Annotated in this window: 13 protein-coding genes; 3 read left to right on the top strand and 10 right to left on the bottom strand. The window is 46.9% G+C overall.

What is annotated here, in order from left to right; translation table 11 throughout:
* Positions 1-11 precede the first annotated feature (11 nt).
* The 5 genes from OC23_RS13165 to OC23_RS13145 all read right to left on the bottom strand — a co-directional run bounded on the left by OC23_RS13165 (position 12) and on the right by OC23_RS13145 (position 4,953).
* Positions 12-854, bottom strand: a complete 843-nt coding sequence (locus OC23_RS13165) for a helix-turn-helix domain-containing protein (protein ID WP_038345327.1) — start codon at positions 852-854, stop codon at positions 12-14.
* A 73-nt stretch (positions 855-927) separates the two neighbouring features.
* The gene (locus tag OC23_RS13160; protein ID WP_038345325.1) at positions 928-1,863 is read right to left on the bottom strand and encodes an FAD-binding protein; all 936 of its coding nucleotides are present in this window, start codon (positions 1,861-1,863) and stop codon (positions 928-930) included.
* 17 nt (positions 1,864-1,880) lie between these two features.
* Positions 1,881-2,630: an electron transfer flavoprotein subunit beta/FixA family protein gene (locus tag OC23_RS13155; protein ID WP_038345324.1), complete on the bottom strand. Its 750-nt coding sequence runs from the start codon at positions 2,628-2,630 to the stop codon at positions 1,881-1,883.
* Between the two features lie 437 nt (positions 2,631-3,067).
* On the bottom strand, positions 3,068-3,955 hold the full coding sequence (gene xerA / locus OC23_RS13150; RefSeq protein ID WP_161792295.1) for a site-specific tyrosine recombinase/integron integrase: 888 nt from the start codon (positions 3,953-3,955) through the stop codon (positions 3,068-3,070).
* Positions 3,956-4,020: 65 nt separating this feature from the next.
* A complete protein-coding gene (locus OC23_RS13145; RefSeq protein WP_038345610.1) occupies positions 4,021-4,953 on the bottom strand; it encodes an ADP-ribosylglycohydrolase family protein in 933 nt (310 codons plus the stop codon).
* A 132-nt stretch (positions 4,954-5,085) separates the two neighbouring features.
* On the opposite strand from OC23_RS13145, the gene OC23_RS13140 reads away from it, so the two are divergent.
* Positions 5,086-5,697: a LysE family translocator gene (locus OC23_RS13140; protein WP_038345322.1), complete on the top strand. Its 612-nt coding sequence runs from the start codon at positions 5,086-5,088 to the stop codon at positions 5,695-5,697.
* 49 nt (positions 5,698-5,746) lie between these two features.
* On the opposite strand, the gene dapF is transcribed toward OC23_RS13140, so the two are convergent.
* The 5 genes from dapF to OC23_RS13115 all read right to left on the bottom strand — a co-directional run bounded on the left by dapF (position 5,747) and on the right by OC23_RS13115 (position 11,471).
* Positions 5,747-6,601 (bottom strand): diaminopimelate epimerase, encoded by an 855-nt coding sequence (dapF, locus tag OC23_RS13135; protein ID WP_038345321.1) that lies wholly within the window; start codon positions 6,599-6,601, stop codon positions 5,747-5,749.
* A 6-nt stretch (positions 6,602-6,607) separates the two neighbouring features.
* On the bottom strand, positions 6,608-7,858 hold the full coding sequence (gene lysA / locus OC23_RS13130; protein ID WP_038345320.1) for a diaminopimelate decarboxylase: 1,251 nt from the start codon (positions 7,856-7,858) through the stop codon (positions 6,608-6,610).
* A gap of 23 nt (positions 7,859-7,881) precedes the next feature.
* Positions 7,882-8,121, bottom strand: coding sequence for an LPS translocon maturation chaperone LptM (gene lptM / locus OC23_RS13125; protein ID WP_038345319.1), 240 nt, complete (start codon positions 8,119-8,121; stop codon positions 7,882-7,884).
* 142 nt (positions 8,122-8,263) lie between these two features.
* Positions 8,264-9,676: an amino acid permease gene (locus OC23_RS13120; protein ID WP_038345318.1), complete on the bottom strand. Its 1,413-nt coding sequence runs from the start codon at positions 9,674-9,676 to the stop codon at positions 8,264-8,266.
* A gap of 289 nt (positions 9,677-9,965) precedes the next feature.
* Positions 9,966-11,471 carry an alanine/glycine:cation symporter family protein gene (locus OC23_RS13115; protein WP_038345316.1) on the bottom strand — a complete coding sequence of 502 codons (1,506 nt, stop codon included), beginning with the start codon at positions 11,469-11,471 and terminating at the stop codon, positions 9,966-9,968.
* Between the two features lie 358 nt (positions 11,472-11,829).
* Between OC23_RS13115 and radA the strand changes: the two genes are divergently transcribed.
* Complete coding sequence (radA, locus tag OC23_RS13110) at positions 11,830-13,218, top strand: DNA repair protein RadA (protein ID WP_038345315.1); 1,389 nt, start codon at positions 11,830-11,832, stop codon at positions 13,216-13,218.
* Positions 13,219-13,316: 98 nt separating this feature from the next.
* Positions 13,317-14,303 carry a Tim44 domain-containing protein gene (locus tag OC23_RS13105; protein WP_038345314.1) on the top strand — a complete coding sequence of 329 codons (987 nt, stop codon included), beginning with the start codon at positions 13,317-13,319 and terminating at the stop codon, positions 14,301-14,303.
* Positions 14,304-14,305: the final 2 nt, after the last annotated feature.

Raw genomic sequence — 14,305 nt, 5'->3', positions numbered from 1 at the left:
CTCAATTTAGCTTAATACAGCGATAAAACACCCGGATCAACCTGATAACGTTGCATAAACCGCTCGCGAAATGTCGCAACCGATTGATAGCCGGATTTAGCAGCAATGGTCTTCAGCGGTAACCTGTTTGAATATAACAACTCCAAAGCATAGGCGAGACGTGCATGAGTGATGATTTCCCTCAAACTGGTGTGTTCCAGACTGAGTTTACGGCGTAATGTGGCACTACTTAAGCCCAGGCGTGCTTCAATTTCACTGGATTGCCATGGATATTGTGGATGCTCCTGCACCCACTGATAAATCTGTCTGGCGAGTTTGACAGGAGGCACAATAAGGATATCCGAGCACTGCTGCTGACATAGTTGCACCAGTATTGCCGCGATACATAAACGCGCTTTTACCAGATCCTGCTCCAACAGGGCCGCTTGCCACCCCAGCAAATGCGGCGCAAAATCATCCATCGGAAACCGGAGGATAGTAGCAGTTTTATCGGTAACCGGTTTCGCCCAGATCATCTGGGCAGCCTGAATCACCTCTTCACACAGCGGTACCAGAATCGACAAAAACTCACCTGTAGCCGGGTCTGGAATACTGACGGTATCGGCCACAGTATCGGGCTTGATCATAAACAGATCGCCCGCACTCAAACTTATTTGCTGCTTATGCAGCTTTATTTGCTGCTGCCCATGCAACAGTATGCCCATGTGCAACTGATTCACCTGAATATTTGACAGTCCATGCCGGTTTTTCGCCCGGATACACAGGTAATCACGCGCCAGATCGGCACGTGCCAAGCTGACCAGCGAGTGATGTAAATGCTGTGCTTCTATCGCAGCGGTAGAATCAATATTCATCATTAACCCAATAAAAAACGCCCTTGTGCAATGTATAGCACAAGGGCGTTTTGAATAAGTAGCAGACTGTAAATTACAGCTTGCTTACCAATTCAGGCACAACAGTGTTCAAGTCACCCACTAACCAGTAGTCAGCAACGCTGTTGATTGGCGCTTCTTCATCTTTGTTGATTGCAACAATCACTTTAGAATCTTTCATACCTGCCAAGTGCTGAATCGCACCCGAGATACCGATCGCCATGTAAAGATCAGGTGCAACGATTTTACCCGTTTGACCTACCTGGAAATCGTTTGGTACGAAGCCGGCATCAACTGCCGCACGTGAAGCACCTTGAGCAGCACCAAGCTTGTCAGCCAATGGATCAAGGACTTTGTGATAGTTCTCACCAGAACCAACACCACGACCACCAGAAACAACGATACGTGCAGCTGTTAACTCTGGACGATCAAGCTTCACGATTTCTTCGTTAACGAATTTGGAAATACCCGCATCTTTCGCTTCAGCAACAGTTTCAACCGCTGCAGAACCGCCTTCAGCAGCTACTGCATCAAATGCAGTACCACGAACGGTACCAATGATGATTGCTTCATCAGACTGAACCGTTGCAATCGCGTTACCCGCATAGATCGGACGCTTGAAAGTATTTGCAGATTCAACAGCAATGATGTCGGTGATCATGCTTACGTCAAGAAGCGCAGCAACACGTGGAAGAATGTTCTTACCTGTGGTAGTAGAAGCTGCCAGAACGTATTTGTAACCACCTTTCGCGATATCTGCAACCAGGCCAGCAACGTTTTCAGCCAGCTGGTTTGCATAAGCAGCATTGTCAGCAAGTAACACCTTGCTTACACCAGCAACTTTGGCAGCAGCGTCAGCAACTGCCTGAGCGCCAGAACCAGCAACCAATACAGTAATATCACCACCGATTTTTTGTGCTGCCGCAACAACGTTTAAAGTTGCACCGTTAAGTGTCTGGTTGTTGTGATCAGCGATAACTAAAATACTCATGATTTTATCCTTCTGTATTAGATCACTTTCGCTTCGTTTTTCAATTTTTCAACAAGCTCGTCGACAGACTTCACTTGTACGCCAGCTTTACGTTCTGCAGGAGCTTCAACTTTGATTGTTTTAAGCTTAGTACCTGTCGCAACGCCATAATCAGCAGGAGTCTTGGTATCAAGTGGCTTTTTACGCGCTTTCATGATGTTTGGAAGAGCAGCATAACGTGGCTCGTTCAAACGTAAGTCAGTGGTGATGATTGCAGGAAGTGCAAGCTCAACAGTCTGTAAACCGCCGTCGATTTCACGCGTTACCTGAACTTTACCGCCGTCAACTTTCACTTCAGATGCGAAAGTCCCTTGACCTGCACCCAGTAAAGCACCAAGCATCTGACCTACCTGGTTAGAGTCGTCATCAATTGCCTGTTTACCAAGAAGAATAAGTTCCGGTTTTTCAGCATCTACTACGCCTTTGAGGATTTTAGCCACTTCAAGAGCGCCAACTTCATCAGCAGTTTCAACTAAAATACCACGGTCAGCACCCAAAGCCATTGCAGAACGAATTTGTTCCTGAGCTTCTTTAGCACCCACTGAAACCACAACGATTTCAGAAACTGTTCCTTTTTCTTTTAAGCGAACCGCTTCTTCCACCGCGATTTCACAGAATGGGTTGATTGACATCTTAACGTTGGTAAGGTCAACCCCACTATTGTCCGGCTTAACACGAACTTTAACGTTGGCATCAACCACACGTTTTACAGCGACAAGAGCCTTCATGTAATCCTCGGCTGTTCTAAGCAAGTAAATGTAATGAAGAGTATTCTAACTCTTCGATTGAAACTTTTTAGGTGCCCTATCTTGCAATGTATTTGGCATTTCGGTCAAGTCACAATTTCCGCTACAGCCATAAAAAAGGTGAAACGCTCAGTTCACATATTGAAAATAGTTCTGTCCAGCATAACCGTCACTTATTTACATGACAGATATTAGACTTTGATTTTTTTAATATTTTATATAATTCAACAATCTAAAACGGTTCTCGTTTTTACAGCGGTCATATGCCATCACTACTCGCCTACTGTACCTCTCTCGCGATTTTCACATTCAGAAAAACTTGGCAATTAAGTAAGAACATCAATTAGACAAATCAAGCCAACAAAGTGAAAAAACATCGTTTATTAATCATTCAATTTTGCAACATAATATATCCGGAATTAATTTTTCTGCGCACGCGGGTGGGTCTGGTCGTACACTTTGGCCAGCTGTTCAAAGTCGACATGGGTATAGATCTGGGTTGTCGACAGGTTACTATGTCCCAGCATTTCCTGTACCGAACGTAAATCTCCACTGGCAGACAGCATATGGCTGGCAAAGCAGTGACGTAATAAATGCGGGTGCAGGTCAACGTTGACGCCCGCACGTTGTGCCTGTAGCTTGACCCGGTTTTCAATTTGACGCGGCGTCAAGGCATGGCCCCGTTGCGAGATAAAAACCGCCGAATCGGCATTAAAGCTGCCCTGCCAGATCCGGTAGATTTTCAGCCACTCGAGCAGACTGTCTTTGGCTTTGCTGCCAAACGGGACTATGCGGGTTTTATTGCCTTTACCGGTAATGCGTAATAACTGCCGGTTAAAATCAAGATCCTTGATGGTTAAGCCCTGCAATTCAGCCAGACGCAGACCGCTTGAATATAAGAGTTCCAGCATGGCTTTGTCACGTAGCCACAGTTGCTGCTCAAGCGGTTTTTCAGGGGCGGCCTGATCCAGAATTTGATGTACCGTCTCGATATCTACCATTCCGGGCAGCGGACGGGGCTGGCGTTTTAACTTAAAGTCTTCTGATGGATTTTGCGCCAGATACTGCCCTTGCTCGGCCCATTTCATGAACTGGCGAATGGAGGTCAGGTGGCGTTGCAGGCTGCTGGAACTCAACTGATCCTGTTCTACACGGGCAGCCAGATATTCTCTCAAATCTGAAGCTTCGACATCTTGCAGTTGTAACTGCTTTTGTTCACAAAATTTAAAAAAATCGCTTAGATCACGTTGATACGCAGCAATGGTATGTTGTGACTGGTTTTGGACAACCCGTTCTTTGAGCCACATCGCCAGCAGTTTTGCAGGAGTTTCAGCTGCTATCATCTTTGCTCTACCTGTTTGATCACATTAAGTTACCTGTGTCCGGAAGACAGTATTAAGTCCCTTAGCAAAGGTTCAACCATCTGCTTTCCTTTCAATACGTCCAGCCAGTTTTTTGGCAATCCTTCATCACCGTAAACGATCCCGGCCAGACCACCGGCAACACAAGCCGTGGTATCGGTATCCCGGCCTAAAGCAATGGCAGTCTTCACCACATCTACAAAGTTATGCTGCTGAAGTGCAAACCGTGCCGAATGTAAACAATCTACCACATAACCGCTGCCCGTGACCTGTGCCGGAATGGGAGCAATATTGTCTTCGAGCTCGCGCAGCTCCTCATGCCTATGGCGATAAACCAAACTCAATGTCCGGATAGCTTGATGCCAGGCATCATTAACCGCTGTCCCAGCCAGCAGATACCTTGCCCATAAGCAATACAAAGCCGAACAAATCTTTGAGCGGATATGGGCATGGGTCACATGTGACTGCGCATAGGCATCTTCAATCAATTGCTCATCACTGCCCTTGTGCCATAACGCCAAGGGCAATGTGCGCATCAATGCACCATTGCCATTTGAATATTCGTCCCGATTGGCCATTCGGGAAATCTCGGTGCCTTCTATATATCGGCGCAGGGCCTGAGCCGTCTGTACTCCCACATCAAAGACTTGATCGTCAACCGCCATATAACCATACTGCCACCAGTTACATAACCTGTTTACAAAGTCCGATTCGTCATAGCGACCGCAATACAATAAAGAAGCCAATAAACACAGTGCCTGTGCCCCGTCATCTGACCATGTCCCGACAGCAATCTCAGGGTAAGTTTTTCTAAAGCCCTGGGGAGGAAGCATATCTATCTGATGATATGCAGGCAGTAACTCCGGCAGATTAAACTCATAAGGTACACCAGCGGCATCTCCTAACAACAAGCCATACAGACCGCCTCGAATTTTATTTTGCAGCATTTAAATTTTATTCTGACTTCAACGTCATACAGTCTAGCAAATTTTTCCCTCGATTCCTGCTCAACCTGCTCGAACAATGTATGGCACTGTACTACAATCATTTTTCAAGTTTTAAGTGGTGGCCTCATCATGACAACAATGCTTATTCCCTATCTGATCGCAATTACCTTGCTTACCCTTACCCCTGGGCTTGATACCACACTGATTATTCGCACTGCCACACTGGAAGGTAAGGCCAAAGCCTTTCAAGCGGCTTTAGGGATTAATCTGGGCTGTATTGTTTGGGGAATCATTGTGGCCTGTGGTCTGGGTGCCTTGTTGATGACCTCGGATCTGGCCTTTAATATTTTAAAATGGATGGGCGCCATTTATCTGGCCTGGTTAGGACTCAATCTGATCTTGAAACCACGTAACCAACTCGCAGGTCTGAATGATTCTACGACGACGCAAAACTGGTTTATCAAAGGCTTCTGGGGCAATTTACTTAATCCGAAAGTCGGTATTTTTTATATTTCCTTCTTGCCGCAGTTTATTCCGCAGTCCTCATCTCCAGTCATCTGGACCATGGGCTTGGTGATGATTCATGTGCTGATTGGCTTGGTCTGGTCGATATTCCTGATCGCTGCAATGCAAACTATTTCAGGCTACCTGAAACAACCGAAATTCATTCAATATATGGATCGTATTACAGGCAGCGTGTTTGTCCTGTTTGCACTGAAACTGGCGCTAAGCAAACGTTAAGCCATAAAAAAGCGCGTACATGACTACGCGCTTTTTTAATCCGGTATGATCAGCCCTGAAAATATCTTAAATCCAGACGGGCATCGTAGACATGCGTGGTTGGGCCGGTCATCCACACCACATCCCCTTCACGCCAGGCAATATGCAACTTGCCACCAGCAAGCTGGACTTCAACCTCACTCGCCAGCAGGCCACGGCGCATGCCGCTTACCGCTGCTGCACAAGCCCCCGTACCACAGGCCATGGTCTCGCCGACACCACGTTCATAGACACGTAAACGGACATGTTTTTCATCCAGAATCTGCATGAACCCTGCATTGACACGTGCCGGAAAACGCTCATGTGATTCGACTTGCGGGCCGATACGTTCCACCTCGGCGGTCAGTACATCCGGCACGATGGTTACTGCATGCGGATTTCCCATATTGACGACATCAATATTGAGGTTCTGGTTATCTGCCAATGCCAGGGTATATAAACCTTCGGTATCTTCATGGGCCTCGGTAACAAACGGAATTTCTTCAGGCAGGAATCTAGGCTGCCCCATATTCACACGCACCCAGCCATTTGCTCCCAGTTCAGGCTCAACAATGCCTGCCTTGGTTTGTACACGAATCTTGGTTTTGCTGGTCAGCTGACGTTCATGCACAAAGCGGGCAAAACATCGTACGCCATTCCCACATTGTTCTACTTCAGAACCGTCAGCATTAAAAATCCGGTATTTAAAATCAACATCCGGTAAATCGGGTGGTTCAACGATCAGTAACTGATCAAAACCGACACCAAAATGACGATCCGCCAAGCGCTGAATCGTCAAGGTATCCAGATAAGCGCGCTGGGTAACCAGATCAACGACCATAAAATCATTGCCCAGACCATGCATCTTGGTAAATTCTAAATACATCTCAATTTACTCCTCAGGCAACAAATGCTCTTTTTCCCAGAGTGATTCTATGGTTTCACGTTCACGAATTAAATAGGCCTGATCACCACTGACCATGACTTCGGCAGCACGTCCACGCGTATTATAGTTAGAGCTCATCACAAAACCGTAGGCGCCTGCTCCCAGCACCGCCAAGATGTCATTTTCCTGCAGTGCCAGGTCACGCGCTTTACCGAGGAAATCGCCAGTTTCACAGATTGCGCCAACCAGATCCCATGTCTTCACCTCAACATCAGTATCCGGGTTTACCGACTGAATATCCATCCATGCTTCATACAAGGCCGGACGGATTAAATCATTCATGGCCGCATCAATAATGGCAAAATTACGGTGGCTGGTCGGTTTGAGTAAATCGACTCTGGTCAATAATGCGCCTGCATTGGCAGAAATACTGCGGCCCGGTTCCATATAGACTTTTAAACCAAGCTGCTCTAAAGCAGGACGCATTGCATTTGCATATTCTTCAACACTTGGCGGCGTTTCATCTTTATAACGCACCCCAAGACCACCACCAATATCAATATGCTTAAGCTCGATACCCAGAGTTTTCAGCTGCCCGATCATGACAATGACCCGCTCCAGCGCATCGACAAACGGCTTGGTTTCTGTCAGCTGTGAGCCAATGTGGCAGTCGATCCCGACTATCTCAAGATTCGGCAAGGATGCCGCATACTGATAAGTTTCATTCACAGTATCGCTTGGAATACCAAATTTGTTTTCCTTCAAGCCCGTCGAGATATAAGGATGGGTTTTGGCATCTACATCAGGATTTACCCGCAGCGAAACCGGCGCTTTGCGGCCCAGTTTAGCTGCAACTTTTTGAATGCGGTCCAGCTCTGCATAAGATTCCACGTTAAAGCAGGCAATGCCGACCTCAAGGGCCTGCTCGATATCCGCTTCGGTCTTGCCCAAACCGGAAAATACGATTTTTGAAGGTTCTCCCCCCGCAGCCAGAACCCGGGCCAGTTCACCCCCAGACACAATATCAAAGCCTGCGCCCAGTTTTGCCAATACATTCAGGACAGCCAGATTTGAGTTTGACTTCACCGCAAAACAGATTTGATGATCAATAAAATCAAAAGCACGATGCATATCCAGATAATGTTTCTCAAAAGCAGCTTTTGAATACACATATAAAGGCGTGCCGAATTGCTGCGCGAGCTGATCCAGAGAACATTGCTCAGCGTGCAATACTCCATTAATGCGAGTGAAACTCATGAAGATGTCCTTATTTACAAACTTTAAGGGGAGATGGTCTGTGATTGGGTCGTTGAGGAGGTGGCCTGCTGTTCGGCACCTGCTTCAGCGTTCTTTACCTCAGATGACGTTTTTGTCTGGCTTGCTTCATTTTTGTAAAGCAGATATTTGGCGCGTTTGTCATGGTTGGGATCGGACGGCAACTGCAATGCACCAGACTGACCACAAGCAGTCAAGATCACACTGCTCAATAATAAACTGATAGAACAAATGGCTTTAAGCATCTGAGCACCTAACTTTTACAATTCGGAGCAGTATAGCGTGATCATCAGATTGGCTAAAGTCTAAACTTGAATGAATCGGCGAATAAGCATAAAAAATGCCGACTTTAAAATCGGCATTTTTCTACATTACCCTGCTACCGGCTTATTTTTTCTTATAGAAGAAATAACCGATCGCCAGAATAATAAACCAGATTGGGCTGACTTTGAGCGATTCTAATGTGGTTTCATCCAGTGCCAGGAAATAGATCGTGGCAAGGAAGAAAATAATGACCACCCAGCAGGTAAATACACCGCCAGGCAGCTTAAAGCTTGACTGGGCATGTAACTCGGGACGGTTTTTGCGGTAGTTAATATAACTCCACATGATGATGATCCATACACAGATAAACAGGATCGTCGATAATGTGGTTGCCAGGGTAAATGCCGTAACCTCATCGTTGGTTCCGGTCTGTAGCTTATAGATGTACTGAATAAATGCACCAATAAAGATACAGATAGACGAGAAGATCAAAGCCTTGGCAGGAACCGCAGATTTGGATAACTTGCCAAACAGCTTAGGAGCCTGCTGGTCTGCCGATAAACCGAACAGCATGCGGCTGGTCGAGAATACCCCGCTGTTCATTGATGACATCACCGAAGACAACACCACCAGATTCATGATGATCGCCGCAGATGCAATCCCCGCTTGCGAGAAGATATTTACAAAGGGGCTGACTTTAGGATTGATCTCATCCCAAGGCGTTACACACATCACCACAAACAATGCCAGTACATAGAAAATGATGATACGAATCGGAATCGAGTTGATGGCTTTCGGTAAATTACGCTTTGGATCCTGTGTTTCAGCAGCGGTCGTACCGACCAGTTCCACACCAACAAAGGCAAAAATTGCAATCTGGAAACCTGCCAGAAAACCATCCAGGCCTTTCGGGAACATGCCACCATGCGTCCACAGGTTAGAAATACTGGCTACGGTACCGGAAGCGCTGGTGAATCCTGTAAAAATCATCCACAATCCCACCGCGATCAACACGATGATTGCCGTGATTTTGACCATGGCAAACCAGAATTCCATTTCACCGAACAGTTTTACGGTGACCAGATTCAAGCCAAGTACGAAGGCAATCGCAACCGTACTGATCAGTAACCCGCCAGCGGCCGTAAAGGATTCACCGCCGTTGAAAAATTCCAGATAATAAATAATCGCTGATAAATCTGCGATCCCGATCGTGACCCAGCACAGCCAGTAGGTCCAGCCCACAAAATAACCAGCCCAAGGGCCAATAAGATCGGTTGATAAATCGATAAAGGACTTATAATTCAGGTTGGATAATAATAATTCTCCCAATGCGCGCATCACGAAGAACACCATTAAACCAATCATCATATAGATAAACAGAATCGATGGGCCGGCTAAACTGATTGTTTTACCCGAACCCATGAACAAACCAGTTCCGATTGCACCGCCAATCGCAATCAACTGTAGATGCCGATTAGATAGACTACGGTGAAGCCCGCTTTGCTCAGCAGCCTCACTCAGATTTTGATTCGACATTTTACAAAAACTCTCCAGTGTTTTTTAATACCTTAGCTAAAACCAGCTGTTCATAACGACACATACCCTTTTCAGTATTTTTTTCGCTATCCTTGCTCTGGCTCGCTTTAGCTAAGCAATGTTTTGCCTGTATTTGTCAAGTGAAATACATTTGAATTCGATCATACGCACAAGGCCAAAACAATACAATCAACTTGTGAGGGCAACTTGGTCATCTCGAAAACAAGAACAGATAAAAAAGCAGTGGCACTCAGGACCAGTGCTTTTTTATAAAAAAATGATTGATGCTTTAGTCATTAGATGATTGCTGTTTTTTCTTTAAACGCTCTTCCCAGAAGGTCGCATTGCGTATACCCAGTTTTACCGGATCAAAGCTAAACTCCTTGACGCCCGCCTTCTGCTGCGCTTCATAATCGCGTAACGCCTTGATGGTCGGTTTCCACACAAAATAAGTAACAATAATGCCAATAATATTGATCCATGCCATGAGGCCAACCCCGATATCACCAATTCCCCAGATATAACCGGTTGCACTCAACACGCCATAAGCGACGGAAATCATGATGAAACATTTGGTGATAAACAGTAAGGATGGCGTTTTGGTGATATAGCTCAGATAGGTAATATTGGTTTCAGCAATATAGTAATAGGCAACAATCGTGGTGAAGGCAAAGAAGAAAACGGCCAAGGCGACAAAAATCTGGCCAAAGCCACCAAACACGGTGCTCACTGCCATCTGGGTAAAGGCAGGTGATCCGATTTCGGTAGCCGGCGCAACATGCTGCACGATAAATTGTCCAGCTTCCAGAGTCCCTTGTACGTTATAGGTACCGGTAATCAGAATCATAAAGGCAGTTGCAGAACAGACAAATAACGTATCGACATAAATGGAAAAGGCCTGTACGAACCCTTGTTGTGCCGGATGCTGGACTTCTGCAGCAGCTGCTGCATGCGGCCCCGTGCCCTGACCCGCTTCATTGGAGTAAACACCACGTTTTACCCCCCAGCCGATTGCAGCTCCGACCCCGGCCATTGGAGAAAATGCATCTGCAAAAATGAGTTTGATCACTCCCGGCAATTCCTGAATGTTCATGACCACGATAATCACCGCCATCAGGATATACCCCAAGGCCATAAATGGCACCACCAGCTCGGCAAAACGGGCAATCCGTTTAATTCCGCCGAAAATAATGATTGCCAATAAGGAAACAATTACAATCAACGCCAGTAATTTATATGCGCCTATATTTCCGACTACGATAGCGCCCTGACCTGTAATCTGGGTAAAGGCATTACCGACAGCATTGGCCTGAATACCGGGTAGGAACAGGCCACATGAAACAATTGCAGCAATTGCAAACAGAATACCGAGCCACCGCTGGCCTAAGCCCCGGTCAAAATAAAAGGCCGGCCCTCCGCGATATTCCCCCTGATATTCAACCTTGTAAATCTGGCCAAGTGTGGATTCGACATAAGCCGTACTTGCTCCCAGAAAAGCCACCACCCACATCCAGAACACGGCTCCCGGCCCGCCAAACCCGATGGCGGCTGCCACCCCTGCAATATTCCCCACCCCGACACGACCAGAGAGCGAGACCGACAGGGCCTGAAATGAGGAAATTCCCTGCGCAGAGGAAGAACCGTGAATTAACAGTTTGGCCATCTCCTTAATTTGGCGAACCTGCACAAAGCGGGTTAAAATAGAAAAAAATAGCCCTGCGCCCAGGCATAAATAGATCAGTGCCGGACTCCAGATAATTCCATTGACCCAATTTACAATTTCTGCTGCACTCATAGACATCCACCTTTATTATTTATTTTGAAAAGTAGCTAAGGCTAAATTTCCATTCGTCTGAGCATGAGCAATATCTATGCCATTCGATCAAAATCTCATGACAATAAATAAGCGAACACACCTAACACCATCCATGGAAAAAGTGAATTGAACAAAAAAGCGATTGCTAAAAACACACTGTCTATAACTTGTAAAAGTTGTATATCATGTTATTTTTCTGAGCTCTTCCCTTTAACCAGCGAGTGACGAAAACATACCGGCTTCCTGTTTTATCCATCTGCAAGGTAGTCCGGCATGACTAGAAATTTCGTCCTGAGTCTTTTTTATCTAATTTTCAGCAAGTTTTCAATTTTATCTTATGGCCAAAATTAAAACCGTTTACAGATGTGAACAATGCGGTACCGATCACCCCAAATGGGCTGGTCAATGTTCTGAATGTGGTGAATGGAATAGCCTGCTCGAAGTCCGGGTCGAACCTGTGGTGACGCATCGCGGTCAACCCAAAATGGGAGGAGGTTATGCAGGTCAGGCTGCCAGCATTACCACCTTAAATCAGGTGACCGTCTCCAATGAAACCCGTGTGCCTACAGGTATTAGCGAATTTGACCGTGTACTGGGCGGGGGGCTGGTGACCGGTTCTGTTGTCCTGATTGGGGGTGACCCGGGTATCGGTAAATCGACCATCCTGCTGCAAACCGCGACCCATATGGCAAGCAAGAAAAGTACCGCCCTGTATGTCACCGGTGAGGAATCATTGTCACAGGTGGCTTTGCGTGCCCAGCGTCTGGATTTGCCTACAGACTCTTTGAAGGTGATGGCTGAAACCTGTGTCGAGCGGATCTGTGAGGTTCTGGCACAGGAGCGTCCTGTTGTTGCAATTCTGGATTCGATCCAGACACTCTATACCGAAACGCTGCAATCGGCTCCGGGCGGCGTATCGCAAATTCGCGAGTCGGCTGCTTTATTGACACGTTTTGCCAAAAATAGCGGGACGGCTCTGTTCATTGTTGGTCATGTTACCAAGGAAGGTTCGCTCGCCGGCCCCCGTGTTTTGGAACATATGGTCGACTGTGTCCTGTATTTTGAAGGACAGTCAGACTCCCGCTATCGCATGATCCGTGCGGTCAAGAACCGTTTTGGTGCAGTCAATGAACTGGGGGTATTTGGCATGACCGATAAGGGTCTACGTGAAGTCGCCAATCCGTCAGCAATTTTCCTGAGCCGCTATGACGAAGCCATTCCAGGCTCCATTGTGATGATTAGCCGCGAAGGCACTCGTCCCCTGCTGGTCGAGGTTCAGGCGCTGGTAGACGATGCACATGGACAGCCTCGTCGTGTGGCACTGGGTCTGGAACAAAACCGGCTGAATATGTTGCTTGCCGTGATGCATCGTCATGGAGGTGTGCAAACTTCTGGACAAGACGTATATGTCAATGTGGTTGGCGGTTTAAAAATCACCGAAACCGGTTCCGATCTGGCGGTGTTACTCGCTTGCGCTTCCAGCCTGAGAGGCAAAGCATTACCACAACAACTGGCCGTTTTTGGTGAAGTCGGGCTTTCCGGCGAGATTCGACCTGTCCCCAATGGTCAGGAACGCCTGAAGGAAGCAGCCAAACATGGCTTTAAATATGTCATCCTGCCAAGAGGCAATGCTCCGCAAAAGCCCGTTGAAGGCGTCCGGGTCATTGCAGTAGCCCGTTTACATGAGGCATTAACCGAGGCCATGCAGCTCAGTGATGAATTATGAGTGGCAGCTGACATAAAAAAACATACTTTTCTAGTTGAAATTCCTTGTAAATACCTGCATAAATACATTTACAAATTGGATTTAAATAGGAATTTTCGATGCAAGTACACCAGCGTGGCTTGATGGCAGCTCTCTTAATGGCAACTTTGGTCGCTGCACCCCTTGCGGAAGCAAAACGTGCCGGTGGCGGAAAAAGCCATGGTATGAGCAGATCTAGTTCATCTAGCCAGTCTTATCAGCCGTCACGCCAAGCAGCGCCAGCGCCTCAACAACAGACTGCACCTCAAAAATCTGGTCCGGGTGTGGGTTCAATGGTTGCTGCGGGTGTCGCAGGTGCAGCCGTTGGTGCTGTAGCTGCCAATGCATTGGCGGATGACAAACAACACAATCCGACCGCAACTGAGCAGCAAGCGGCTCAACAGACTCAACAGCAACAGGAAGAAAAAGGTGGTCTGCCTGGCTGGATCTGGGTACTACTTGCTGCTGCCATCGCCTTTTTTGTGTTCCGCAAATTGGGCGCAAAAAAAAAATTAGCAACCAATAACCCGTATGCTCCGAACAATGGCGGTCAAAACAATTTTGGCCGTCAGGTTCCGCCTCAGGCAGCACCACGTCAGTCAGGTGATAACACCAATATCTTTGGTCAATCTGTAGGTGGTGGTACTGCTGCTCCGCAGGCACCGTTTGGCGGGGCTTCCATGAATAGTGGCAATCAGTTACCAGATGGTACCGAACCCGCAGCTTTCTTACGAATTGCACGCCAGCGTTTTAACCACATCCAGTCTGTAAACAGTGCAAGTAATGTTGAAGAAATTCGCCGTTATCTGACACCTGAACTCTATGACTCGATGTATAACGACATTATGGCCAACCAGGATCAGGATGTTGCTGAATTTAGCAACCTCAATGCAATGGTGGTGGAAAGCACGACTGAAAATGGTCAATATGTAGTAAGCGTACGCTTTACCGGTACTGTGAGTGAAGACCTCAATAGCCTGCCGCAACCTTTTACTGAAATCTGGCATTTTGTAAAACCTGCCGGTTCACAGCAAGACTGGGTAGTTGCCGGTATTCAACAGGCATAACA

The organism is Acinetobacter sp. A47, from assembly GCF_000805455.1.
Taxonomy (GTDB): Bacteria; Pseudomonadota; Gammaproteobacteria; order Pseudomonadales; family Moraxellaceae; genus Acinetobacter.
This window is presented reverse-complemented; position numbering and strand designations above follow the sequence as displayed.